The organism is Acidipropionibacterium timonense, from assembly GCF_900605005.1.
Classification (GTDB): Bacteria; Actinomycetota; Actinomycetes; order Propionibacteriales; family Propionibacteriaceae; genus Cutibacterium; species Cutibacterium timonense.
In genome coordinates, this window is record NZ_LR027558.1 from 1,554,934 (window position 1) to 1,580,733 (window position 25,800).

The 25,800-nt window shown below is 69.6% G+C and carries 17 protein-coding genes and 3 pseudogenes; 8 read left to right on the forward strand and 12 right to left on the reverse strand.

Annotation, left to right across the window (positions count from 1 at the left end):
• Positions 1-25: 25 nt before the first annotated feature.
• The 3 genes and pseudogenes from E0E30_RS07300 (at position 26) to E0E30_RS07310 (ending at position 2,049) form a co-directional block, all read left to right on the forward strand.
• Positions 26-397 (forward strand): PTS glucitol/sorbitol transporter subunit IIA, encoded by a 372-nt coding sequence (locus E0E30_RS07300; RefSeq protein WP_130865735.1) that lies wholly within the window; start codon positions 26-28, stop codon positions 395-397.
• Positions 394-680: pseudogene (locus E0E30_RS07305) on the forward strand (HPr family phosphocarrier protein). The gene E0E30_RS07300 and the pseudogene E0E30_RS07305 overlap by 4 nt, the downstream one beginning before the upstream one ends.
• Entirely contained in the window at positions 673-2,049 is a 1,377-nt protein-coding gene (locus tag E0E30_RS07310; protein WP_130865737.1) for a sn-glycerol-1-phosphate dehydrogenase, read from the forward strand. Before E0E30_RS07305 ends, E0E30_RS07310 begins: the two are co-directional and overlap by 8 nt.
• A gap of 59 nt (positions 2,050-2,108) precedes the next feature.
• Here E0E30_RS07310 and rbfA read toward each other — a convergent pair whose 3' ends face one another.
• From rbfA to E0E30_RS07340, 6 genes and pseudogenes are all read right to left on the reverse strand, one after another.
• Positions 2,109-2,537, reverse strand: a complete 429-nt coding sequence (gene rbfA, locus E0E30_RS07315; protein WP_130865738.1) for a 30S ribosome-binding factor RbfA — start codon at positions 2,535-2,537, stop codon at positions 2,109-2,111.
• Between the two features lie 352 nt (positions 2,538-2,889).
• Positions 2,890-5,307, reverse strand: a pseudogene (gene infB / locus E0E30_RS07320) (translation initiation factor IF-2); the annotation flags it as partial.
• Between the two features lie 276 nt (positions 5,308-5,583).
• Positions 5,584-6,372 (reverse strand): TSUP family transporter, encoded by a 789-nt coding sequence (locus E0E30_RS07325; RefSeq protein WP_130866801.1) that lies wholly within the window; start codon positions 6,370-6,372, stop codon positions 5,584-5,586.
• Positions 6,372-7,145 (reverse strand): sulfite exporter TauE/SafE family protein, encoded by a 774-nt coding sequence (locus E0E30_RS07330; protein ID WP_130865740.1) that lies wholly within the window; start codon positions 7,143-7,145, stop codon positions 6,372-6,374. The genes E0E30_RS07325 and E0E30_RS07330 overlap by 1 nt, the downstream gene beginning before the upstream one ends.
• Positions 7,146-7,228: 83 nt before the next feature.
• A pseudogene (locus tag E0E30_RS07335) lies at positions 7,229-8,924 on the reverse strand (TIGR03767 family metallophosphoesterase).
• A 285-nt stretch (positions 8,925-9,209) separates the two neighbouring features.
• The gene (locus E0E30_RS07340; protein WP_130865741.1) at positions 9,210-10,955 is read right to left on the reverse strand and encodes a proline--tRNA ligase; all 1,746 of its coding nucleotides are present in this window, start codon (positions 10,953-10,955) and stop codon (positions 9,210-9,212) included.
• Between the two features lie 621 nt (positions 10,956-11,576).
• Here E0E30_RS07340 and E0E30_RS07345 point away from each other — a divergent pair.
• Genes E0E30_RS07345 through E0E30_RS07365 form a run of 5 tightly spaced genes read left to right on the forward strand, consistent with a single transcriptional unit; the run spans position 11,577 to position 18,318 of the window.
• Positions 11,577-14,114: a TIGR03773 family transporter-associated surface protein gene (locus E0E30_RS07345; RefSeq protein ID WP_130865742.1), complete on the forward strand. Its 2,538-nt coding sequence runs from the start codon at positions 11,577-11,579 to the stop codon at positions 14,112-14,114.
• A 10-nt stretch (positions 14,115-14,124) separates the two neighbouring features.
• A complete protein-coding gene (locus E0E30_RS07350) occupies positions 14,125-15,663 on the forward strand; it encodes an anchored repeat ABC transporter, substrate-binding protein (RefSeq protein WP_130865743.1) in 1,539 nt (512 codons plus the stop codon).
• Between the two features lie 53 nt (positions 15,664-15,716).
• Complete coding sequence (locus tag E0E30_RS07355; protein ID WP_130866802.1) at positions 15,717-16,697, forward strand: choice-of-anchor M domain-containing protein; 981 nt, start codon at positions 15,717-15,719, stop codon at positions 16,695-16,697.
• Positions 16,690-17,448 (forward strand): anchored repeat-type ABC transporter ATP-binding subunit, encoded by a 759-nt coding sequence (locus E0E30_RS07360; protein WP_130865744.1) that lies wholly within the window; start codon positions 16,690-16,692, stop codon positions 17,446-17,448. Before E0E30_RS07355 ends, E0E30_RS07360 begins: the two co-directional genes overlap by 8 nt.
• Positions 17,449-17,460: 12 nt before the next feature.
• Positions 17,461-18,318 (forward strand): anchored repeat-type ABC transporter permease subunit, encoded by an 858-nt coding sequence (locus E0E30_RS07365; protein ID WP_130865745.1) that lies wholly within the window; start codon positions 17,461-17,463, stop codon positions 18,316-18,318.
• Positions 18,319-18,404: 86 nt separating this feature from the next.
• Here the strand turns inward: E0E30_RS07365 and E0E30_RS07370 are convergent, their stop codons facing one another.
• The 6 genes from E0E30_RS07370 to dxr form a co-directional block, all read right to left on the reverse strand.
• A complete protein-coding gene (locus tag E0E30_RS07370) occupies positions 18,405-19,241 on the reverse strand; it encodes a GNAT family N-acetyltransferase (RefSeq protein WP_130865746.1) in 837 nt (278 codons plus the stop codon).
• A 1-nt stretch (position 19,242) separates the two neighbouring features.
• Entirely contained in the window at positions 19,243-20,385 is a 1,143-nt protein-coding gene (gene ispG, locus E0E30_RS07375; RefSeq protein ID WP_130865747.1) for a flavodoxin-dependent (E)-4-hydroxy-3-methylbut-2-enyl-diphosphate synthase, read from the reverse strand.
• A 130-nt stretch (positions 20,386-20,515) separates the two neighbouring features.
• On the reverse strand, positions 20,516-22,366 hold the full coding sequence (locus E0E30_RS07380) for an ExeM/NucH family extracellular endonuclease (protein WP_210115796.1): 1,851 nt from the start codon (positions 22,364-22,366) through the stop codon (positions 20,516-20,518).
• Complete coding sequence (locus tag E0E30_RS13480; protein WP_210115797.1) at positions 22,363-23,100, reverse strand: lamin tail domain-containing protein; 738 nt, start codon at positions 23,098-23,100, stop codon at positions 22,363-22,365. Before E0E30_RS13480 ends, E0E30_RS07380 begins: the two co-directional genes overlap by 4 nt.
• Positions 23,101-23,252: 152 nt before the next feature.
• On the reverse strand, positions 23,253-24,536 hold the full coding sequence (locus tag E0E30_RS07385) for a M50 family metallopeptidase (protein WP_130865748.1): 1,284 nt from the start codon (positions 24,534-24,536) through the stop codon (positions 23,253-23,255).
• Entirely contained in the window at positions 24,533-25,798 is a 1,266-nt protein-coding gene (gene dxr, locus E0E30_RS07390) for a 1-deoxy-D-xylulose-5-phosphate reductoisomerase (protein ID WP_130865749.1), read from the reverse strand. The genes E0E30_RS07385 and dxr overlap by 4 nt, the downstream gene beginning before the upstream one ends.
• Positions 25,799-25,800 lie beyond the last annotated feature (2 nt).

Here is a 25,800-nt window from a genome sequence, read left to right on the forward strand (position 1 = left end):
CGTCGACCAGAAGGAGATGTCCATCATGGCGATCATCTACACATCGTCCGTCACGGCAATAGGCCCGGAGGCCGCGTCTTTCCTCGCAGAGAAGATGCTCGTGACGTTCGGCGCCAATGCCCCAGCAGAGTTGCGAGACTACTGCTACATCCTCGACTCGGCCACCAGCTCGGGTCCGATCCAGCCCGGCAGCACGGCGATCATCGACGGCACCGCCATGACGGTCACCGCCATTGGTTCGGTCGCGCAGAAGAACCTTGACGCGCTGGGCCACGTCACCCTGGTCTTCGACGGTGCGGACGTCCCGCGCATGGATGGTGCGATCCATCTGCTGGCCACCGGGACAGCCCTCCCCGCCCTCCAGGAAGGCAGCACGTTCACCATCGAGAACCCGTGATCCGATCACAGGTCTGCGTCGGCCATCCAGCCGGTATTCACGCACGTATCGCTGCTCAGGTCGTGCTGATTGCATCTCGGTTTCGGTCCAGTGCATATGTTCGGTCGCCCGCAGGTACAGCGAGCCTCACACGGCTGGCCGACCTGCTCGCCCTCGACATCTCCGCGCACGAGAGGATCGAGATCCTTGTCGACGGTTCTGATGAGACGCAGGCAATGGCAGCGCTCACCTCGTACCTAGAGAATTCAAATCCCCACTGAAAGGACATGCTCAACATGAGTGACATGATCATCAAGGCGGCCTTGGCGGACGCACGCGACACGGACATAGTCGAGGTGGGCAGGGGCGCCGTGTCACGCATCGGGAAGGCCATTCGCGACACGATGAACAGTGGTGCCGAGATCGATCGTCGGCCAGTCATGCTCGTCGCCGATGCCAGGACGTGGCGTGTCGCTGGGGAGGCGGTGACGACGTCCTTGGCCAACGCTGGAGTCCCCACCGTCGAACCGTTGGTGTTCCCCGCGACTCCGACGCTCTACGCGTCGCTTGACAATGCCCGTCACATCGCAGCAGTGCTTCGTCAGCGTGACAACGAGGTAGACGCCGAGGTGTTCCCCATCGCGGTGGGCTCCGGAACGATCAATGATCTGACCAAGCTCGCAGCAAAGGACCTTGGCCGTCGCTATGCCGTCGTTGGAACTGCTGCCTCGATGGACGGATACACCGGCGCCGGAGCGCCGATCAGCAACGACGGCGTCAAAGTCACGATGAACTGTGTCGCACCCCAGGTTGTCGTATTCGACCTGGATCTGGCAGCCAGGGCACCCCGTTCCATGACTGCCTCGGGGTTCGGGGACCTCAGCGCGAAGATTCCTGGCGGAGCTGACTGGCTTCTCGCAGACGCAGCTGGGGTCGAGCCCGTCGACGAGCACGTCTGGACGTTGGTGCAATCAGGAGTCCACGAAGCGTTGTCTAGGCCCGCGCAGCTGGCTGCCGGAGTGCCTGAGGCCTACGAGGGCCTCGTCAAGGGACTCATTCTGTCCGGCCTGGCCATGCAGGTGTACGACGGAACCCGGCCGGCGTCCGGCGCGGAACACTATTTCTCGCACATCTGGGAACTTGCTCACCTGGGAGCAGAGCTTGACCCGCCACTGTCGCACGGCTTCAAGGTGGCGATCGGCACGCTGGCGATGCTCTCCTTCTACGAGAAACTCCTCGCCAAGGATCCCGCCACGATCGACATCGACGCAGCCGTCGCCGCCTGGCCCGAGTGGGATGTCGTTGAGTCCGACATCCGCAGCACCTTCGACGGGGCGCTGGCCGACCATGCGGTCAAGGAGACCAAGGTCAAGTTCGTGGACAAGGATGGGCTGCGAAGCCGACTCGAGCGCTTCGTCGTCGCTTGGCCGACGGTCGCGGATCGGGTGAGACAGCAACTCGTCCCCGCCCCCGACCTCGCAGAGCAGCTCAGACTCGCCGGGGCACCGTCACGTCCCGAAGACATCGGCTTGACAGCGCGGGACGTTCAGGAGACCTTCCCAAAGGCCATGTACTACCGCTCGCGCTACACCGTCCTCGATGTCGCCCGCGAAGTCGGGTGGTTCGATGACATCGTCGCAGATGTCTTCGCTCCGGGCGGCTTGTGGACCTGACCCATAACCGACACCGAACACCGGTGTCCTCGGACCACTTCAGCGGCCCGAGGACACTGTCACTCCTCCTCGTGCTTGCGGTACGGGTCGGCCTCGCCCGCCGGCGCCTTGCCCTCGGCGAGCTTGGCGACCTCGGCGTCGGATGCCGCGGCACGGGCCAGGAGGTCCTCGATGTTCTTGGCGGTCTCGGGAGTGGCGTCGGGCACGAACTCCAGGCTGGGCGCGTATCGCAGCCCCAGGCGCTTGCCGACGGTGGAGCGCAGCATGCCCTTCGCCGACTCGAGGGCGGCAGCGGTACCCGCGACCTGTTGGGCGTCACCCATGGCGGTGTAGAAGATCGTGGCCTCACGAGAGTCGCCGGTGAGCCGGACTTCCGTGATGGTGACGAAACCGAGGCGGGGGGCCTTGACACGCCGTTCCAGGGTGCCGGCGACGACCTCACGGATCTGGTCGGCCAACTTGGCCACGCGCGGGTTCGGTGTGCTCATGGTGTTCTCCTCACGGCAGTGCGGTGATCCATCATCCCAGAAGTTGTGGAACGACGCAGGATCACCGAGACGTGACGCCGTCGTGCTCCGGCAATGGTCATCGCGACGTCAGCACGTCGGACCTCAGCTCCGCGGCGTCACGCGCTCAGGCTCGACGTCCGAGCGGTTCCTGCAGCTCCGACCCCACCCGGCACCCCGACCGACCTCAGGAAAGTCCCCGCAGCGCGCACATCCTCCCCTCCAGGGGAACAAAGTCCGGCTCACGGCAATTTCCTGACACCGGCCCCACACGACGGACCGGGGGCCCCACGGATCATGGATCCGCGGGGCCCCCGGCAGGACGACCTGAAGCTCAGTCGCGAGCCTTCTCGACCATCTCGTAGCACTGGATCTCGTCGCCGACGCGGATGTCCGAGTAGTTCGTGAGCGTGGCACCACACTCGAACCCCTCGCGCACCTCGGTGACCGAGTCCTTCTCGCGCTGCAGCGTGTTGATCTCGGTCTCCGTGATGACGACGCCGTCGCGCACCAGGCGCGCCTTGGCGTGACGTCGGATCGTTCCCGAGGTGATCATGCAGCCAGCGATCGTCCCGACCTTCGAGGAGCGGAAGATCTCCCGGATCTCCGCGGTGCCCATGGCCTTCTCCTCGAAGATGGGCTTGAGCATGCCCTTGAGGGCGGCCTCGATCTCGTCGATGGCGTCGTAGATGACCGAGTAGTACCGGATGTCGACGTTCTCCTCGTCGGCCAGCCGCTGGGCGTGGGCCGTCGGACGCACGTTGAAGCCGATGATGACGGCCTTGGACGCCGCAGCGAGCGACACGTTGGTCTCGGTGATGGCACCGACACCACGATCGATGACCCGCAGGTCGACCTCGTCGCCCACGTCGATCTTCGCCAGCGCGTCCTCGAGGGCCTCGACCGAACCTGCCCCGTCACCCTTGAGGATGAGCAGCAGCTCCTGGGTCTCGCCCTTCTCGAGCTGGTTGAACAGGTCGTCGAGGGTCTTCGGCCGGCTCATCCGGGCCTGCTGGGCGGCACGCATCCGCGCCTCCCGCTTCTCGGCGATCTGGCGGGCCATCCGGTCGTCCTCGACGACCAGGAAGTTGTCGCCAGCACCGGGTACCGAGGTCAGACCGAGCACCTGCACCGGCGTCGCCGGAGCGGCCTCGTCGACCGTCTCACCCTGGTCGTTGATCATGGCGCGGACGCGGCCGTAGGCCGATCCGGCGACGATCGAGTCACCGATGTGCAGGGTTCCACGCTGGATGAGGGCGGTCGCCACCGGCCCGCGACCCTTGTCGAGATGCGCCTCGATCGCCACGCCCTGGGCGGGCATGTCGGGGTTGGCACGCAGATCGAGGGCGGCGTCGGCGGTGAGGATGATGGCCTCGAGCAGCTCGTCGAGTCCGATCCCGGTCTTCGCGGAGACGTTGACGAACATCGTGTCGCCGCCGTACTCCTCGGGCACCAGGCCGTACTCGGTGAGCTGGCCACGAACCTTGTCGGGATCGGCGTCCGGCTTGTCGACCTTGTTGACGGCCACGACGATCGGCACGTCGGCGGCCTTGGCGTGGTTGAGCGCCTCGACCGTCTGGGGCATGACGCCGTCATCGGCCGCGACGACGAGCACCGCGATGTCCGTGGCCTTGGCGCCACGGGCACGCATGGCGGTGAAGGCCTCGTGACCGGGGGTGTCGATGAAGGTGATCCGGCGTTCCTGGCCGTCGACCTCGGTCTCGACCTGGTAGGCGCCGATGGCCTGGGTGATGCCGCCGGCCTCTCCCTCGACGACGTGCGTGTGGCGGAAGGCGTCGAGCAGCTTCGTCTTGCCGTGGTCGACGTGACCCATGACGGTGACGACCGGCGGGCGCGGAGCCAGATCGGACTCATCGCCCTCGTCCTCGCCGAACTCGAGGTCGAAGGACTCGAGCAGCTCGCGGTCCTCGTCCTCGGGCGAGACGACGACGATCTTGTAGTCGAGCTCGGCGCCGAGCACCTCGAGGGTCTCATCGGGCACCGACTGGGTCGCCGTCACCATCTCGCCGAGATTGAAGAGCACCTGCACCAGCTGTGCCGGCTCGGCGTTGATCTTCTCGGCCAGGTCGGACAACGACGCGCCACGGCGCAACCGCACCGTCTCGCCACTGCCCTTGCGGACGCGCACACCGCCTACCAGCGGTGCCTGCATCTCGTCGAACTCCTGCCTACGCTGCTTGCGCGACTTGCGTCCGCGCCGCGAGCCGCCATGCCCGAAGGCACCCTGGGTGCCGCGACCGCCGCGGCCACCGCGACCGCCACCGGTCCCGCGGTTGGGGGCGCCGCCGAAGCCGGCCGAACCGCCACCGAAGCCACCTCCGGGACGACCACCCGAACGTCCGCCGCCACGACCGCCGCGGCCACCACGAGAGGGAGCCTGGCCGATCTGCTCGGACTGGTGCTTGGGCATCATGGCCGGATTCGGCCTGGGCATGCCGGAGGTGCCGCCGGGACGAGGCATCCGCTCGCCACCGGGGCGAGCGCCGTCACGACCACCGGGTCGGGCACCGCCGGACCGCCCGGCACCGCCCTCGGGACGGCGACGGCTCTGGCCCATGCCCTGGCTCGAGGCGAACGGGTTGTTGCCCGGACGCGGAGCCCCGGAACGGCGTCCGGCCCCCGGCTTGGGACCGGGATGCGGCCCACCGGATCCGGCGTGCGGGGTGGGATGCGGTCGGGGCCCGGGAGTCGGCGTCGACGAGCCACCCGGACGCGGAGCACCGGGGCGGGGACCGCCGGGACGCGGCCCGGTGCTCCGCGTCCGGGTGGCTCGTCGNGCCCCCCGAGTTCCAGGGCCGACCACAGCGATCGGGTCGACGCCGGCGTCGACCCGATCGCTGTGGTCGGCCCTGGAACTCGGGGTGCTGGCGGGGCTGGGGCGGGTCGCCGCCGCGACGGCGTCCGGGCAACGCACCGACGCCGTCGACGCCCTCACCGACGAGCTCACGGTGCTGGCCGGGCTGGGGACCGGGGCACCCACCTGGCCGGGGTGGGCCTGACCCTCGCCTCAGAACATCCGCACCGTGTCGATCGCCAGCTTGACGCCCAGGGCGATGACGGTGAGGAAGAAGATCCGTCGGACGAACCCACTACCGTGCCGGATGGCCATCCGTGCGCCGATGAACCCGCCGAGGAGATTGGCCGCCGCCATGGGCAGCCCGACCGCCCAGAGGATCTGACGGTGCACCGCGAAGACGACGATGGCACCGAGGTTCGTCGCGAGGTTGGCGAGTTTGGCCAGGGCGCTGGCCTCGAGGAAGCCGTAGCCGATGAGGGCCACCAGGGCGATGACGAAGAAGGTCCCGGTGCCCGGGCCGACGGCCCCGTCGTAGACGCCGATGGTCAGGCCGATCGCACCGAGTCGCCACAGCCGCCCGGCGCCGTGGTGGCGCACCTCGTCGCGCAGGCCGAGGGCGGGGCGTCGCCACATGAAGACGCCGACCCCGATGAGGACGACGAGGATGAGCGGGGTGAACCAGCGTCGAGGCAGGTACTGGACGATGCGCGCGCCGGCGGTCGACCCGGCGTAGGCACTGACCATGATCGTCAGCGCCGACGGCCAGCCCAACGCCACCGAGCGGATGAAGGTGGCGCTGGCCACGAGGGTCCCGGCGAAGGAGGAGATCTTGTTGGTGCCCGAGACGGTCGCGACCGGGGTCGACGCCGGCAGTCCCACGAGCAACGAGGGAAGCTGGATGAGCCCTCCCCCGCCGACGACGGCGTCGACCCACCCGGCCAGGAAGGCCGCCCCGACGAGCACCGTCAGGACGAGCGGGGTGACCTCGTGCAGACCCATCACGCCTGGTCCATGACGAGCTGGACGAGCAGGCGGACCCCCAGCACCGAGATGACGAGCAGGAACATCGTGCGGACGAACCGATCACCGTGACGTTGCGCCGTCCGGGCCCCGACGACCCCGCCGACGACGTTGGCGATGACGAGCGGCCAGGCGACGTGCCACAGCACCTGCCGGTGGATCGCCAGGGTGACGATCGTCACGAGGTTCGTCGTCGCATTGCACACCTTGGCCATCCCGGAGGCCCGCAGGAAGCTGTAGCCGCCGACGGCGACGAAGACGAGCACCCAGAAGGTGCCGACCCCCGGACCGATGGCCGCGTCGTAGCACCCCAGGAGCAGTCCCAGGGCGGCGACGGAGAGCTTGTGCCGTCCCTGCGTCGCCTCGTCGGCGACGACCCCCATGCGCGGCCGACGCCACGTGAAGATACCGATGGCCACGAGCACGACCAGGAGGATCGGCGTGTACACCGCCCGCGACATGAGACGCAGGATCCGCACCCCGATGAGCGCCCCGACGAAGGCCATCCCGGCGGCGGACAGGAACATCGGCCAGTCGGGACGCTGCCGGCGCAGGTACGAGATCCCGGCGGTGAGGTTGCCGACGACCTGGGCCGTCTTGTTCGTCCCGGCGACGGTGGCCACCGGGGTCGACGCCGGCAACCCGACGAAGAGCGACGGCAACATGATGAGTCCCCCGCCGCCGACGACGGCGTTGACCCAGCCGGCACCGAACGCGGCCAGGAGCAGTCCGGCGAACACCCACGTGGTCATCGGACCCTCCTTCCGACGTCGCCCGACCCGGCCACCCTAGCGAGGCGGTCGGGTCGGTGACGGCGGTCTGGGATCCGAGACGCTCAGCGCCACGGGTGTGGCAGCAGCAGCTCGGTGTTGTGGTCGGTGGCGTCCCCGACCCGCTTCGCACTGACGTGCAGGTCGTTGGCGCTGAACTCTCGGTAGAGGCTGGCGAGGCCGCGCGGGCTCGTCGTGTCGTGGTCGGCCTGATAGGGGGCGTCGGACTCGATGAGGGTGGTGAACAGGCTCACCGTCCCGTCATGGTTGTCGGCGACCTCGATGATCCGGGCCATCTGCGGGAAGTCCACGTGGGACGCCGTGTTGATCTCCCACCAGCTGCGTCGTGCGTCGAGGGCGTGCCGGTGGGGGGGTGATCCTGTTGTCGTGGGTGTGGCCGTTGACCCAGCCCAGGACGTTCGGGAAGTGCGAGAGCATCCCGACGAGTTCGATGCCGGCGTGCCGGATGCCGGTGCCGTCGCCGGGCAGCAGGAGGTTGTCCATCGAGGCGGAGTCGTGATGGCTGAAGAGGATGAACATCTCGTCGCTCACCGCCTGGGTGCGCTTGATGCCCCAGTCGTCGTAGTAGACGCTGCTGCCGGCGCGCAGCACCTTCTTGAGCCACCTCCACTGGCGGTCGTCGATCGACCCGTTCGTGTAGCCGGCCCGGTTCGTCGAATCCATGGCGATACCGGTGACGCCCTCGGCGATCCGGAACGTGTAGTAGCCGCGGACGGCGTCGAGATCGTCCTCGGTGAACCCGTGCCCGTGCGGCCCGGGCCCGTCGACGCCGTCGGCCAGGTGGGCCTGGATGTAGTCGAAGGGCGTGAAGGGGCGCCGTCGCGGGTCAGGGGTGACGCGTCGGGTGAGGGACACGGCATCGTTCGACAGATCGACCGGCGTGCCGCCCCGGGTCGCCGATAGGAAGCTGCGGGTGTCGGCATCGCTGGCGAACCCGAGGATCTTCTGGTCCCCGGTGTACATCGACACGAGAAGCGGCCAGTCCGAGGGCAGGGTGCCCTGGACCGAGTCGTCGTGATTGCCGAACACCGAGTACCACGGCACCGTCAGACCCGGGGAGGTCACCTGCGCCATCGCCCGGCGGAAGTAGTTCGGGAGCTGGGGGAACCCCGCCTGCTTGTAGCGATCGGCAAGGGACGACTCGGGGTTCCAGTACAGCGTGTCGCCGCCGTTCTGGACTCCCTCCCACCGGTCCGGGGCACCGGTGTTGGGGGTGAGGGTGCCGCCGGACAGAAGGGTGAGGAACCAGTCGAGCTCGACGTGCTCGTGGTTGTCGGTGTTGTCACCGGTGCTGACGACGGCGTCGAACCGGCGTCCGGTGGCGGGCCCACCGGACAGGGAGTTGACGCGACGCACCAGCGCGGCGGTGCCGACCGGGCCGAGGGCCTCCTGGGGGCGGAAGGCCTAACCGACGAGCGGGTGCATGAACTCGACCCGCATGGGCGACTGGACGTCGGTGACGTGCAGGTCGGTGAGCTGGACGATCGAGGCCACGCCCTCGCGACGGTCGTCACGGCCTGCCTTGGCTGGGGCGAGGTCCTCCCGGACGACGAGCGGGTACCCGGGTTGCGCGGCGATCCGGCGGTACCCGGTGCCCTCGGGGCGGGCTCCGACCTGCTCGAAGGTCGTGCCTGCGGTGTCGTGGAGACGGTCGGCGGCGTGGGCCGCGGTCCCCGCGACGCCGGTGACGGCGGTGGCCGCGACGAGGGTCGCCCCGCCGAGGAAGGTACGACGCGCCAGGGTCCGGGCCCCACCGGTGGCTGCCGCCGTGTCGGGCTGGCCGGTGCCCGTCCTCTCGACGCCACGTCCCTCGACGCTGGGATTCTCGATCTGCGACACCTCGACGTCTCCTTCGCACACGGGCCATGGGCACGGCGTGGGAGTGTCCCCCGCGTGGTCGTCGACGAACGACGGGGCCGGTCGAGGCAGCACGTTAGGACTGCCGACCGACCCCGCCGGAACCTCCGGGTGTCGATTGACTGAACGGTCAGTGACGACTTGGCGCCCCCACGACCTTCGGACGGATCAGCCGCGCACCTCGGCCAGGACCGCGGTGACGGCGTCGGCCACGGCGACCTCGCGACGCTCTCCGCTGGCGCGGTCGCGGATCTCGACGAGGCCGTCCTTGAGGCCACGCCCCACGACGACGCTCGTCGGCATGCCGAGGATCTCGGCGTCGGCGAACTTCACCCCGGGAGAGGCCTTGCGGTCGTCGAGGAGCACCTCGAGCCCCTGGGCCGACAGCTCACCGGCGATCCGGGTGGCCTCGGCCAGGACCTCCTCGCCCTTGCCCGTGGCGAGGACCTGGACGTCGAAGGGGGCGACGTCGCGTGGCCAGGCCAGGCCCTTGTCGTCGCAGGTGTACTCGGCCACCGCGGCGACGGCGCGGGAGACGCCGATGCCGTAGGAGCCCATCGTCACCGTGACGAGCTTGCCGTTCTGGTCGAGGACCTTGAGCCCCAGGGACTCGGCGTACTTGCGCCCGAGCTGGAAGATGTGACCCATCTCGATGCCCCGGGCCAGAGACAGCGGACCCGACCCATCAGGGGCCGGGTCGCCCTCGCGGACCTCGGCGACGTCGATGACGCCGTCGGGCGTGAAGTCGCGTCCGGCGACGAGGTTGAAGACGTGCCGACCCTCCTCGTCGGCCCCCGTGAGCCAGACGGTCCCCGTGACGACGCGGGGGTCGACGAGGTAGCGGACCTTCGAGGTGTTCGTCTCGCCGAGGACCCGCGGGCCGATGTAGCCCTTGACGAGGGTCGGGTTGGCGGCGAAGTCGTCCTCACCGAAGGGTTCGGCGGTGGCCGGTTCGAGGGCGGCCTCCAGACGCTTCTCGTCGATCTCGCGGTCCCCGGGCACGCCGATGGCCAGCGGGTGGCGGGTGCCGTCGGGCTCGGTCACCGTGAAGAGGATGTTCTTGAGGGTGTCGGCCCCGGTCCAGGGACGGTCGTCGCGGGGGCGCAGGTCGTTGGCCATGGCGACGAGGGCGTCGATGGTCGGCACGTTCGGCGTGTCGACGACCTCGGGGGCCGGAGCCGTCGAGTAGTCGAGGGGTTCGGGAGCCGGGATGCGCACGGCCTCGACATTGGCGGCGTACCCGCCCGGGGAGCGCACGAAGGTGTCCTCACCGTTGGGGGCGACGGCCAGGAACTCCTCGGACTTCGAGCCGCCCATGGCCCCCGACATGGCCTGGACGATGGCGTAGTCGAAGCCGAGACGGTCGAAGATCTTGATGTAGGCGCCGCGGTGGCGGGCGTAGGCGGCGTCGAGCCCCTCGTCGTCGATGTCGAAGGAGTAGGAGTCCTTCATGACGAACTCGCGGCCACGCAGGATGCCTGCGCGGGGGCGGGCCTCGTCACGGTACTTCGTCTGCACCTGGTAGATCGACAGCGGCAGGTCCTTGTAGGACGAGTACAGATCCTTGACGAGAAGGGTGAACATCTCCTCGTGGGTCGGCCCGAGGAGCATGTCGACGCCCTTGCGGTCCTTGAGGCGGAAGAGATTGTCGCCGTACTCGACCCAGCGGTTGGTCTGCTTGTAGGGCTCGGACGGCAGCAGGGCCGGGAAGAGCACCTCCTGGGACCCGATGGCGTCCATCTCCTGGCGGACGATGGCCTCGATGCGACGCAGCACCCGCAGACCCAGCGGCAGCCACGTGTAGACGCCGGGGGCGGCGCGTCGGATGTAGCCGGCGCGCACCAGCCACCGATGGCTCGGCACCTCCGCGTCGGCCGGGTCCTCCCGCAGGGTTCGGACGAAGAATTCGGACATGCGTGTCAACACGACGTGTTCACCTTTCCGGTCGTCCTCGACCCTCCGCCGCCCTTCGGCGTGACCGGACACGACCGCAGGGCATCCTACCGGGCCGTCGCCGGGGGCGACGCTGTTCACGGCACCGTTGACCTTGGCGACTCTGCCCCCCAACCGTCACCCCGGGGGCGACCCTGCTCCCCGAACCGGACCCGCCGGGGCGACTCTGCTCCCCACCCGTCGCCCCCACCTGACGTAGCGCCGGAACCTGCACCTGGCGCCCTGAATACAGGGAGCAGAGTGCAGGTTCCGGCGCCAGGTCGCGATGGGCGCCGTCCGGGCGGTCGCTTCTGGAACACAGTGCACGTTCTGGCGCGACGTCGCGACGGACGAGCTGGAGCGGACGCTTGAGGCGCGGAGTGCAGGGTCTGGAGCTCGGTCGCAGCCGATCCCCGGCCGGGCGGTCGCTTGCGGAGCAGGGTCGCGTCGGGACATGACTGCCACCTTCGAAGGACCGTCCCGGTACGCCGTCGCCCCGATCCCAGATCGCCGGCCCGGTCCCGGATCCCAAGCCGGGACCCACATCACCGACCAAGGAGCACATCCCAGGTTTGTAGCGATAACGGTTCTCATTATAGGCTGATGTGGACCGCACCGTGCGCACAGGATCGCGCGGTACAGGACTGGAAAGGCGCCCACGTGAGACGACATGCAGCAGCGTTATCCGCCGCGGTGGCATTGGTGATGCTCGCACCACCGGTGGCCGAGGCAGGCACTCGACTTCTTCCCCAGGCCCCGGCAGCCGCGCCGGGACTGCCGGCCGCACCGACGACCGGAGAGGTCCGCAGCGACCTTCTCACCCTTGACAGCGGCCACTCCGACATCTTCCGTGTCGGGTACGACGGCAGCGCTCTCACCCTCAACCTCCAGGAGGACGTCACCGGCAGCCACGTCCAGCGCACCGCCGAGTCGGTGCTGCTGCGGGTCGGCTCGGGTGCCCTCATGGACATTCCCGAAGGCATCCCGGGTGCACCGCGCGGCTACGTCCTGCCGTTGACACAGAACCCGAAGCTCCTGTGGCCCGGATGGGAGACCCTCGCCCTGCAGGAGTACGGGTTCACCTCCACCGACATCGAGGTGACGAAGGTCTCGGGCCCCGGGAAGGTGCGAGTCTTCACCCAGTCGGCCTTCGCCGGCCCCAAGTCCCTGCTGGTCGGCGGCGGATTCGACCTGCCCGGCACGATCCACGTGCCGTCCCCGTCCCACGTGCACGCCAACTGGGTCTTCGAGAAGGCCGGCGTCTACACGTTCACGGTGAGGGCCAAGGCGGTCAAGGACGGCAAGACGATCGTCAGCCCGGAGCACACCTACACCTGGGCGGTCGACGGGGTGGTCGTCGGGGTCGACGTGGGAGCTGGCGTCGGGGTNCCCACCCCGACGCCGACGCCCAAGCCGACCCCCAAGCCCACGCCGACCCCGACGCCTACTCCCACGTCGACCCCGACGACCACCCCGTCGACCCCGGTGCACCCCAGGCCGACCCCGGGCAAGCTCACGCTCGACCATGGCCACACCGACATCTTCCGGGTCGGGTCGGCCGCTGACGGCGGGATCGACCTGTCGCTCCAGGAGGACGTCACCGGTCAGCACGTGCGTCACGTGCCCGAGGACGTCACCCTCGCTGTCAAGCCGTCGGCCCTGACGTCGATCCCCCAGGGTGTGCCCGGCGCCCCCAAGGGCTACGTGCTGCCGCTCACCCAGAACCCGCAGCTGCTGTGGCCCGGGTGGGAGACCTTCGACATCGCCAGCAATGGCTTCAGCGGCGTCGACATCAACGTGCGCACGGTGTCCGGCCCCGGCAAGGTGCACCTGTTCACCCAGGACTTCGGCGGCGTCAAGCCCCTCCTGTCGAACGGCAAGTACGAGCTGCCCGGCACGATCCGTGTCGCCCAGCCCGCCCATGTGCACGCGAACTGGGTCTTCGAGAAGGCCGGAACGTACACCTTCACCGTCGACGCCACGGCCACCAAGGGCGGCCGGACCTGGAAGACCCCGACCCACACCTACACGTGGAAGGTCGGTAACGTCGCCACCCCCGGTGACCCCGGCAAAGGCGGCAATCCGTCCAACCCGACCCAGCCCACCAACCCCGGTCAGCCCAGCGCCAATCCCTCGCAGGGCCTCAATCCGGGGTCGGGAGTCGTCCCCGGCACGAACCCGACCGACGCCCCGGCCACCAGCGGTTCCTCGACCGGCACCTCGAAGGCCGTCGACTGCCGTCCGGTGAAGGTGCCCAGGAAGAAGGCTGCTTCGTCCTCGGCCAAGCCGGCCACGACGAAGCGCGTCTCGAGTGCTGCCTCGGTGGCCACCGAGGGTCACTTCGACTGGGGAGTCCAGCTCGTCGACGGCAAGCTCGTCTCGTCCCTCAAGGACGACCGCCAGCAGCCGGCGTCGTGGGTCAACCCCTCGAACATCGTCATGTCGATGCAGTCGACCTCGCAGGTCGCTGCTCCGGCCGGCATGAACTTCATCGACAAGCCCGGACAGAAGGTCTGGATCATCGGGGCCACGCAGGTCTCCGGGGTGCCGTGGCTGGGTGTCAACACGATGCACCCGAGCATCGTCAACGGCACCACCGGCCCGGTCACCATGCACCTCGACAAGATCTCCGGCCCCGGCAAGCTCGCGGTCTTCATGTCCGGCACCTTCGGTGGCGGAGTCGGCCAGCGGGTCTTCGACAACGCCGGCGGACCGCAGTCGTACACTGTCCCGGCCAACACCCATGCGCACCCGAACTGGGTGTTCACGGCTCCGGGCCACTACGCGGTGACCGTGACCCAGTCGGCGAAGCTCAAGTCGGGCGGCACGGTGAGCACCACCGGCACCCTGCACTTCGCCGTCGCGGTCGACGCCGCCAGGATCGCCTCCTCGATCGGCACGACGACGACCCAGCAGGGCGCCGACTCCGCTGACTCCTCCGACAGCGGCTACGTCACCGAGGGTCGCACTCCCGATGGCAAGCCGTGCAACCTCAAGCCCGACCAGATGCCGGGCTCGGGTGCCGAGGGCAACACCGAGGCCGCCCTGGGAGCCTCCGGGCTGTTGGGTCTCGGCCTGGCCGGGGCGCTCGGCCTGCGGCTTGGCGCCGGTCGGATCGTCTCTCGCCGAGGCCGCCGATGAGCGGACTCCGATGAGAAGGAGCCTCAGGGCTGCCGTGGCCGCACTCGTGACGTCGGGACTCGTCCTGACCGGGTGCGGCCACGGTCCGCAGGCCGCCGAGCACCGGCTGGACGTCGTCACGACGACGCCGGTGCTCGCCGACCTGGCACGCAATGTCGCCGGCGACCGGGCGACCGTCACATCCCTGGTGCCCTCGGGCGCCGACCCTCACACCTACGAGCCGTCCTTGCGTGACGTGCGCACCGTCGTCCATTCCAAGGTGGCGCTGTCGAACTACCTCATGCTCGAGCCGCACTCGGTCATCAAGACGATCGACGCCTCGTTGCCGTCCGGGGCGGTCAATGTGTCCCTGGCCGAGGAGGCCCAGAAGTACGGCGCCGAGGTCATCCCGTTGGTGGAGAACGCCAACCTCGACACCGTGTGGTTGGGCCTGCGTGTCATCGGCACCGGGGCGGCCCGTGGTGCCGACCGCAGTTCCACGGTGCACCTGCGACTCGTCGGGGTGGAGGGCCCCGGCGTCCTCACCGCCTATGTCACCGGAACCTTCGGGCGCCCACAGATCTACTACTCCAGCGGGGACGGCGTCGACGATCGCGACGACGTCGAACTGCCGACCGACGCGCACACCCACATGTCGTGGGCCTTCAGCGCGCCGGGCGTGTACCGGGCCAGGTTCAGGGCCAGCATCCAGACCTCGCGCGGCACCACCGACCTGCCCGAACGCACCCTCACGCTGGCCGTCGGGGCCGATCCTCGCACCACGCCAGGTCTGGCGGGTCGGGAGGTCGTCGACAAGGGCCACGCCGATCTGTCGGCCGACATCGACACCGGCCAGACCCTCCTGCTGTCCGACCCGACCGGTGGCGGGACGCGGACGCAGCGCCGTCTCGACCTCGACCACACCGTCGTCTGGGTGCCCCCCAAGGCCCTCACCGAGATCCCGCCGAGCCCGGCCTTCCGCTTCCTCGGCCGACCGGGGACCTCGATCCACCAGCTCCCCCAAGCCGTCCTCGGCGCGCACGTCCACGGCGAGATCGACCCGCACCTGTGGATGAGCGTGCGCAACACCAAGGCCTACGTCCAGGTCATCCGGGACGCCCTCACCCGGGCCGACCCGGCGGGACGGGCCCAGTACGCCGCCCGCGCGGAGCGCTACAGCGCCCAGCTCGACGAGACCGCCAGGTACGTCGACAGGAAGATCGCGAGCATCCCGCGAGGACGACGTCAACTCATCACCACCCACGACGCGTACGGCTACCTGGCCCACGAACACGGGATGCAGGTCGCCGGCTTCGTCACCGCCAACCCCGGCGTGGAGCCGTCACTGGCCGCGCGACGCAAGCTCAGTCGAACCATCACCGATCTGCACGTGCCGGCCGTCTTCCTCGAACCGACCGTCCTGCGCAGTTCATCGGTGCTGGCCGCGGTGGCCGCCGACAACGGGGTGCGCGTGTGCCCCATCTACGCGGACACCTTCGACGAACGCGTCACCACCTACATCGACCTCATGAGGTTCGACGCCGATTCCCTGGCCCGATGCCTCTCATGACAGGAGCACCTGTGAACCACACCCGACACCCCCTCGGACGACTCCGCCGCCTCATGGCGTCCGGCTTGGCCGCGCTCGTCCTGGCCGCACCGACGTTGATGACCCCCAGCCCGGCCCTCGCCGAGCCCTCCCCCGGGGCCAGCGGCAGCGCTGATCCTGCGCTCCGGCAGACCGTCACCGCGGACGAGAAGGTCGCCCACGGTCCGGCCGAGGTCACCAAGGGGCACGTCGATGTCGGCCCTCGTCTCATCGACGGGCGGTGGACACTCATGGCCCGCGACGACACCGCGAACCCGCCGGTCTGGCGCTCCCTCGATGACCTCGTCATGAGGGTCGCCGACGCCTCGCTCATCGACGTGCCGAACGAGGACCAGTACTCCTTCCTCGGCGACGTGCGCGGCCACAAGGCCTACGTCATCCCTCAGACCCAGGACCAGAGGGTCGCCTGGCTGGGGTGGAACACCCAGTCCCCCGAGATCGTCAAGTCCTTCCCGCGGGGCGCCGACCTCATCCTGTCCGGCCACGAGGGGCCCGGCTCGGTGCACCTGTTCATCCAGAACGGGTTCGACGCCCCCCTGTCCCTCTACGACTCGACGAAGTCGCAGGCCCAGTCGGTGCACATGGAGCCCAACACCCACGTGCACGCCAACTGGGTGTTCGAGAAGCCCGGGGTCCATACCCTGTCCATCGAGGTGCGTGGCCGCGACGCGTCCGGGAACGAGCACCGCTTCCCGACCCGGTTGAGGTTCGCCGTGGGTGACGCCGCCTCGGCCGACGCCGCCCGGGCCATGGGGGCCTCCTCGGCCTCCCCCGGCGCCTCGACCTCGACCGCCTCCTCCGGCTCCGCCTCGCCGGCCACCTCGACCAGCACCACCCCCGCCCCGGCAGCCGGGAACCATGGTTCCCCGGTGCGCACCGTCGCCGTCGTCGCCGCCGCGATCGTCCTGGCCGGCCTGGCCGTCGGCGGGGTGCTCACCGCCCGAAGGTCGCGTCGGCTGCGGGCCGAGGCGTGGAAGGAGGACGGTGATGAGTGATCTGGGACGCGTCGACATCGACGGCGTCGCCGTCGATCTGGGGGGACGGCGGGTGCTCCACGACGTCGACCTCCATGTGGCCCCCGGTGAACTGCTCGCCCTGCTGGGGCCCAACGGCGCCGGCAAGACGACCCTGCTGCGCACCCTGCTCGGGCTCGTCCGGGCCGCCGAGGGCAAGGTCCGGGTGGCAGGACAGGAGCCCGGGCGCGGTTGGCGCCACGTCGGCTACGTGCCACAGCGCCACGAGTTCGCCTGGGACTTCCCCATCAGTGTCGAGGACGTCGTCATGAGCGGCCGGACCCGTCACATCGGGTGGCTGCGCCGTCCCGGCCGGGACGATCATCGCGCCGTCCGGGACGCCCTGCGCACCTCCGGCATGGCCGATCTGGCCGATCGCACCGTCGGAGAGTTGTCCGGGGGCCAGCGCCAGCGTGTGCTCATCGCCCGGGCACTGGCCACCCGGCCGACCGTCCTGCTGCTGGACGAGCCCTTCACCGGCGTCGACATGCCCACCCAGGAGCAGCTCACCGAACTCTTCATCGAGCTGTCGCGGTCCGGCACCACCCTCGTCATGACCACCCACGACCTGGCCCAGGCCATGGCGACGGCCGATCGGGTCTGCCTGGTCAACCGGACCGTCATCGCCGACTCGACCCCCGAGGAGCTGCGTGATCCGGCGATGTGGATGCAGGCCTTCGGGGTCTCCGGGTCCTCTCCCCTGCTGACGATCGTCGGCGCCAAGGCCGCCTGAACGAAAGACACCATGCTCTCCCCCCTCGACTTCCTCTCCGACCTCACCAACCCGCTGCTGAGCTTCCTGCCCAAGGCGCTGCTCGTCGCCGTGGTCTGCTCGGTGGTGGCCGGCGTCATCGGTTCGCACGTCGTCCTGCGCGGCATGGCGTTCATCGGTGACGCCGTCGCCCACTCGGTCTTCCCCGGCCTGGCCGTGGCCTTCCTGCTCCAGGGCTCCCTGCTCCTCGGAGGTTCGGTGGCAGGACTGGCCACCGCGATCCTCGTGGCGATCGTCTCCCAGAACCGGCGCCTCAAGGAGGACTCGGTCATCGGCATCCTCTTCGCCGGAGCCTTCGCCCTGGGCATCGTCATCATCTCCAGGGCGCCCGGCTACTCCGGGTCTCTCCAGCAGTTCCTCTTCGGATCGATCACCGGCATCACCGACGACGACATCGTCGTCGTGTGCGTGGCCGGAACCCTCGTCCTGCTCCTGGAACGGGCGGTCCACAAGGAACTCGTCACCGTCGGCCTCGATCGCGAGACCGCGCGGGCCTCGAACCTGCCCGTCTTCGCCCTCGACCTGCTGCTCTACGTCCTCGTGACGATGACCGTCGTCATCTCGGTGCAGGTCATCGGCAACGTCCTCGTGCTGGCCCTGCTGGTGACGCCGGCTGCCACGGCCCGACTGCTCACCGACCGGCTGGGTCGGATGATGGTGCTGGCCCCGGTCATCGGCGGCCTGAGCGCCCTGGTGGGCCTGTACCTGTCGTGGTCGATCGACCTTCCGGCCGGCGGGACGATCGTCCTCGTCGCGACGGCGGTGTTCCTCCTGTGCTGGGTGCTCGCCCCGCGCGGTCTGCTCGGGGGGATGCGGCGCAGGGCGGCCTGAGGCACCCGTGCCTCGCACGGTGGTGCTCCCCGTGACCCGCAGATGTTCCGTACCCGGCTCGAGGTCGGCGCGGCAACCGCCGAAGGTCAGTAGAGCACCGTTGCCATCGTCCCGACCTGCCCGAACCCGACGGCCCGGTAGGTGCGCAGGGCACGGGTGTTGAAGTCGTTGACGTACAGCGAGACGACCTCGTGCTGGCGCCGCGCCAACTCGACGACGGCGGCCATCGCCGGGGCGGCCAGGCCACGGCCACGCCACTGCGGGTCCATCCACACCCCCTGGACCTGACAGACCTCGCCCCAGGACACGGCGATGTCCGACTTCCACCGCACGACGGCGTCCTCGACGATCCCGAAACACCGGCCCTGCCGCACCAGCGACAGCATGTGCCGTCGGTACCCACCGCCCGGGTCCAGGGGCGAGACGCCGACCTCCTCGGTGTACATCGCCACGGCTGCCCGGAAGTACCCCTCGAAGTCGCGCTCGTCGACACCTCGGACCCGCCCGTCCGGGCCCACCTGCGCCTCTCCACGGATGGTCAACAGGGGTTGCCGCGGACGGGTCTCGCGCGGCCGCCCCCAGGCCAGCGACCCGATCCGGCACAGTTCCTCGTACAACGGCAGGACGGACTCGGCCGGCCCCATGATCGACGAGGACCGACGCCAGCGTCCGACCCGGGAGGCCAGGGCCGGCACCACCTCGGGTTCCGCCACGGCAGGCACGAGGTTCGCCCCGACATGGACGATGCCGGCGAGCTCGTCGCCCCGGAAGGCGCCGTACACCGGACAGCCGAGCCGACCGGCGTCGAGCCCGCCCTGGCGCAGCCGTGACAGCAGGAAGAGGTGGGCCACCGGGTCCGTCGCGAGGAACTCGACGACCTGGGCCAGATCCGAGTCGTCGAGCTGTCTGACCCGCGTCCTCACCTCAGGAGACCGTGACCTCGGCGGCGCCGTTGGTGTCCATCTCGGCTGCCATTCGACGGGCCTCCTCGACGAGGATCGGGACGATCTGATCCTCCGGGACGGTGCGGATGACCTCTCCGTGCTGGAAGATCTTGCCCTTGCCGTTGCCCGCGGCCACGCCGAGGTCGGCCTCCCGGCCCTCCCCCAGTCCGTTGACGACGCAGCCCATGACGGCCACGCGCAGCGGGGCGTCGAGCCCCTCGAGGGCATCGGTGACGTCATTGGCGAGCTTGAGGACGTCCACCTGGCAGCGCCCGCACATGGGGCAGGAGACGATCTCCAGTCCACGGGGGCGCAGGTTGAGCGCCTCGAGGATCTTGATGCCGACCTTGACCTCCTCAACCGGGTCGTCGGACAGCGACACGCGGATGGTGTCGCCGATCCCCTCGGCCAGCAGGTGTCCGAAGGCCACGGACGACTTGATGGTGCCCTGGAAGGCTGGACCGGCCTCGGTGACGCCCAGGTGCAAGGGGTAGTCGCACTGGGCAGACAGCTGCTCGTAGGCCTTGATCATGACGACGGGGTCGTGGTGCTTCACCGAGATCTTGAAGTCGTGGAATCCGACCTGCTCGAAGAGGCTGGCCTCCCACAGGGCCGACTCGACGAGGGCCTCGGCGGTCGGCGACCCGTACTTGGCCAGGATGCGCGGGTCGAGGGAGCCGGCATTGACGCCGATCCGCAGGCTCGTCCCGTGTTCCGACGCCGACTTGCAGATGCCCTCGATCTGGTCGTCGAACTTGCGGATGTTGCCGGGGTTGACGCGGACCGCGCCGCAGCCGGCCTCGATGGCCGCGAAGACGTACTTGGGCTGGAAGTGGATGTCGGCGATGACCGGGATGTTCGACTGCTTGACGATGATCGGCAGCGCCTCGGCGTCCTTGTCGGTGGGGCACGCGACGCGGATGATGTCGCAGCCGGCGGCGGTGAGGGCCGCGATCTGCTGGAGGGTGGCACCGATGTCCCAGGTCTTCGTCGTCGTCATCGACTGCACGGAGATGGGTGCGTCTCCCCCGACGAGGACGTCGCCCACCTTGATCTGGCGGGTCTTGCGACGCGGGGTCAGGGTCGGGACGGGGGGCTTGGGCATGCCCAGGTTGACGGTCATCGAACATCTCCTCGAAGGCGGGCGCTATCCAACACAGCGAAGCCTAGTGCCTCGGGCAAGGCCCGGCCTCCCCACAGGTCGCTGTGGGGAGGCCGGTCGAGCGACGGTCAGGGCTGTGCCCGGAGCCGGGTCAGGCGCCGGTGTGCGGCAGGCCGGGACGTGGCCCGTGGCTCGGCGGCGTCACGCCGGGGGTCGGCATGGTCGGGGCCGACGGGGTCGGAGTCGGCGTCGGGGCCGGCGTCGGGGTCACCGTGGGGGTCGGCGCGGCCTTGGTGACGATCCCGACGATCGCCGGGTCGTGGTCAGAGGCCGCCCACGGGCCGGTCGTGTGGAAGTCCGTGACGTTGTAGTTGCGGCGCGAGTACTGCATGGCCACCGACTCGTCGGCGTTGATGTCCCAGACGCCGGCACCCGACACGAGGGCCATGGCCGCCCGGTTGGCGAAGATGTGGTCGAGCGAGCCGAGGCGCCCGGAGTACTGGTAGGTCGACGATCCCGGGGCCTTGGCGTCGACCACCTCGGTGAACCCGGCCGACTCGATCCGGCGGACCGGGTCCTCCATGGCGTACGCGTTGAAGTCACCGAGGAGGAAGGTCGGAGTCGTCCCGAACTGCTGGGACACCCAGTCGGTGAGGGCCTTGGCCTGCGCCACCCGCGACGGGTTCGACAGGCCCTGGCCGGTGCCGTCGTCCTCCCCCGAACCCTTCGACTTGAAGTGGTTGGCGACAGCGACGAAGGAGGTCGCCCCCTCGGTGGTGACGAACGTCTGGGCCAGCGGCTGACGCGCGTTGGCGAAGGCCGGGTCCATGAGGATCTGCGAGGGACCCTCGGGACGCACGGAGCCGACCTTGTAGATGAAGGCGGTGCGGATGACGTCCTCGTTCGCGGGCACGACCGTCGGGGACGGCACGTAGGCCCAGACCTTCGACCCGGCGGCCTTGTTGAGCTCGTCGACGAGGTGGGCCAGGGCCTTGTCACGCGGTTGCCCGGGCAGGTAGGTGATGGCTGCGGAGTTCTCGACCTCCATGAGCGCGACGACGTCGGCCCCCAGCCCGTTGATCGCGGTGACGATCTTGGCCTGCTGGTCGGCGAAGGCCGACGCGGTGTAAGCACCGCGCACCTGGCACATGTTCGAACTCACCGGGTTGCCGGCGCGGTCGGTGTAGGCCTTGCACCCGGACTCGTCCTGGCCCAGATCGGTGAAGTAGTTGAGGACGTTGAAGCTCGCCAGCTTGAGGTCACCGCCGACAGCCGGCGGGGTGTTCGGACGATCGTTCGTCGAGCTCACCGGGATGAGCGGCGAGTCGGAGCCGACGACCTGCCCGGTGGGCTGGAAGTTCCACCCGAAGCGCTCGTCGAGGATGACCGGCTTGGTGAAGCTGATGTGCGAGCCGGTGCGCATCGGGGTCGCCTGCGACAGGTACGGCAGCGGCGAGTCCTTGGCGGTGGCGTTCGTCATGTAGTTCCAGCTCGAGCCGTCGTCGAGGTTGATGGCCCTGGTGAGGTTCTGGGCCTCGACGGCGGCGGCGTCGGCACCCGGCCTGGCGACCTCCGTCGACTGGTACAGCGGCTTGTCCCCGACGGCCAGACCGACGGTGCCGTACTGGTTGAGGGCGTAGTTGTTGGTGATGGTGTACGTGCCCTCGGGCTCGACGAGCATCCCCTCGTAGGGCTCCTTGTCGGCGTCCGTGGCCGGCAGGCTGGCCAACGGCGTCGGCTTGACCGGGGCGCAACCGGTCGTGGCGTCGACCCGGGTGCTGCCACCGATCTCGGTGAGACCGCTGTACTCCGAGACGGTGCCCTGGACGACGACGCAGTCACCGACCTTGACGTGGCTGGCCGCCCAGCTGGAGTAGACGAAGACGCCGTCGGAGGCGTCGCCGGCCTTCTTGGCGACGCCGCCACTGCCGGGGGTCTGGATGTAGATGCCGTTGAAGCCACCGGTCGGGTACGCCGCGGTCACCACACCGGTCGTCGTCACCACCTGGCCGACGAGCGGGCTCGCCGAACCGGTCCCCTGGATCCGGGCGATCGGCGTGGTCGACGGGGTGGGCGTGGAGGTCGGGGTGGNGGGGTGGGTGTGGGGGTCGGCGTCGTCCCGCCGGCGCCGGAGTTCGTCGGGCTCGGAGCGCCGACGACGAAGTCGGCCGAGTTGTCGTCAGTGTCGGTGAACGACCTCCGCTGCGCCGAGGTCGTGTTGGTGAGCGCCGGCGCGGCGGCCTTCTCGACCATCGTCGTCGCCCCGTAGCCGACGAGGTCGACGACGGCACCGGAGGCGTCGACGATGCGCACGGACCCCTTCGTCCCACTCATGTTGGCGTCGCAGGTGGCGTCGGGGGCAGGCAGCGCGGTCGTGCCCCCGGCTCCAGCGGCCTCCTGGACGAGGAAGGAGGAGCCGGCGGCGACACTGCCGGTGAGGTCGCAGCTGTTGCCGAGGTTGCCGGTGGCCGAGTAGTACTGGACCTTCCATCCGTCGACGGAGATGGCGCCAGAGGTCGGGTTGTACAGCTCGACGAAGTCATGGGTGTAGGTGGCGCCGGCGTTGCCACCACCCCCGTAGACCTCGTTGATGAGCAGGTGGTCGGCGCCGGCGGCGCGAGCACTCGGGGCGACGAGGCCGGCGACGGCCAGGCTCGTCGAGGCCAGCGCGGCCAGCCCACCGAGCACCACGCGGCGTCGACGACGGGAGGACACTGGCTGTGTGCGGGAGGTCATGTCTCAGCTCCTGGGGACAATCTCGGGCCATCCGGACGCGGCCCACCGGGCCCACTCTGCCCGTTCCGCCCCGCCTTCGCTCGCTCAGCAGGCGTCTGTTCACCCAAATGTCATCGACAGGTGAACCACGGCTGTCCGAAAGGTCGGATCGTTCAGAAGATCTTCACCGGGGAGACGACGTCGGCGACGATGAGGATGACCCCCATGAGGAGCAGGAGCCCTCCGATGACCCAGGCGACCGGGAGCATCATGGCGGTGTCGGCGGGGCCGGGGTCCGGGCGTCGCCGCAACCGGAACCAGCCTCTCTTGACGGTCTCGTAGATCGCGCCGGCCATGTGCCCACCGTCCATGGGTGGCAGGGGGACGACATTGAGCCAGAAGAGGAAGAGGTTGAGGCTGCCCAGCAGGCTCGCCCCGAACGCGATCTTGTCACCGATCGACAGCTTGGTGTTGGCCGCGACGTCCCCGGCGACGACCGAGGCACCGACGATGCTCATCGGGCTCGACGCGTCCCGGGCCCGCCCGGTGACGACGTCGCTGGCGACGTGCCAGGTGAGGATCGGCAGCCGGGCCAGGGCGACGAGGGACTGCTTCGACATCTGCCACATCTGGTCGACGGTGTCGCCCGGGCCGGAGTGGACGACGACCGTGGCCGGGGAGAACCCGACGAATCCGGCCGATACGGTGCGGGTGGGGTCCGAGGTCCGTCGCACCTGGTTGAGAACGGTGTTCGTCGTCGGCAGCCTGAGGTTCTTGCCACCTCGGCTCACGACGAGCGTGGCGGGGTGGTCGGCGTTGTCACGGATGAGCCCCGACAACTGCTCCCAGGATGTGACCGTGGTGCCGTTGAACGAGACGATCCGGTCGCCCGCCCGTAGTCCCATCCTGCTGGCCGGGGTGGGGGCGTCGCCGCTGTGGCAGGTCTGGTCGGCGCGCGTGGCGGGGACGACGCACTGACTCACCGAGCCGACGGTCGTCGTCTCGGCCACCCGTCCCGAGATCCCGAACACCCCCCAGAAGAGGAGGAAGGCGAGCAACAGGTTCGTGAGGATGCCGCCGCTCATGACGATGAGTCTCTGCCAGACCGGCTTGTCGGTGAAGAGCCGGCCGTCGTCGTCCGGGGTGATGTCCTGCGCCTCGGCCTCACGGGCCTCGTCGGCCAGCCGGGTGAGCCAGTTCCGGCGCCGGTGCGTGACATGGGCCGGGTACATCCCGACGAGCTTGGTGTAGCCCCCGAAGGGCAGCCACTTGAACCCGTAGGTCGTCTCGCCTCGGCGCATCGACCATATGGTCGGACCAAAACCAGCGAAGAACTCGGTCGTCTTGACCCCGAAGAGCTTGGCGGGAACGAAGTGTCCGGCCTCGTGCAGGAGCACCGAGACGATGATGAGGGCGAAGAAGACGATCGCCCCGAGGATCTCGACGAGCACCGTCACGGGCGGCGTCCCTCCTGGGTGCGGTCGGTGGCCGGGGTGCAGCGCGCGGGCAGGTCGCGGCACAGCGCCGCGGCTCGCTCACGCCCCCATCGATCGGCGGCGAGCACGTCGTCGAGGGTGACGACGTCGTCGCCGACATGGGCCGACCCCGGCCGGCCGTCGCCGGGACCGTCGAGATGCTCGGACAGGACCCGTCCGATGGTGGCCGTGATGTCGAGGAAGCCGATCTCACCGCGGCAGAAGGCGTCGACGCAGGACTCGTTGGCCGCATTGAACACGGCGGGGGCGGTCCCGGCGGCCTTGCCGGCACGCCGGGCCAACTCCACCGCGCCGAAGGTCTCGGCGTCGAGGGGCTCGAAGGTCCAGCTCGTGGCGCGGGTCCAGTCGCAGCCGGCGGCGGCGTCGGGCAGCCGGTCGGGCCAGGTGAGGCCCAGGGCGATGGGCAGACGCATGTCGGGCGGGGAGGCCTGCGCGATCGTCGCACCGTCGCAGAACTCCACCATGGAGTGGACCATCGACTGCGGGTGGACGACGACGGTGATGTCGTCGAGGTCGACGTCGTAGAGCAACGCAGCCTCGAGCAGCTCGAGCCCCTTGTTGACGAGGGTCGCCGAGTTGATGGTGATGACCCGACCCATCGACCAAGTGGGGTGGCGCAGGGCGTCGGCGACGGTCACCTCGCGCAACTCGTCACGGGTGCGACCCCGGAAGGGTCCGCCCGAGGCGGTGAGGACGAGCCGACGCACCTCGCGGCGTCCGCCCCCGCGCAGGCACTGGGCGAAGGCCGAGTGCTCCGAGTCGACGGCCACCAGCTGCCCCGGGGCGGCGGCCCGGGTGACGAGGCGCCCGCCGATGACGAGGGACTCCTTGTTCGCCAGGGCCAGGGTGGTGCCGGCCTCGAGGGTGGCCAGGGTGGCCAGCAGCCCGGCGGCGCCGGTGATGGCATTGCACACCGTGTCGGCCGGACGCCGGGCCAACTCGGCCGAGGCGTGCTCGCCGGCCAGGACCTCGACCCGAGGGACGGCTCGCCCCAGCTGGGCGGCGCGGGACTCGAGGGCCCGGTGCAGCGGGTCGACGGCGGCGGCGTCGGCCAGGGCGACGACGCGCACGTCGAACTCGAGCACCTGGTCGGCCACCAGGTCGACGTGCGACCCTCCGGCCGCCAGCCCCACCACCTCGAATCGATCTCGTCGGGGACGGATGACGTCGAGTGTCTGGGTGCCGATCGATCCGGTTGAGCCCAGGATGATGACCTTCTTCACCC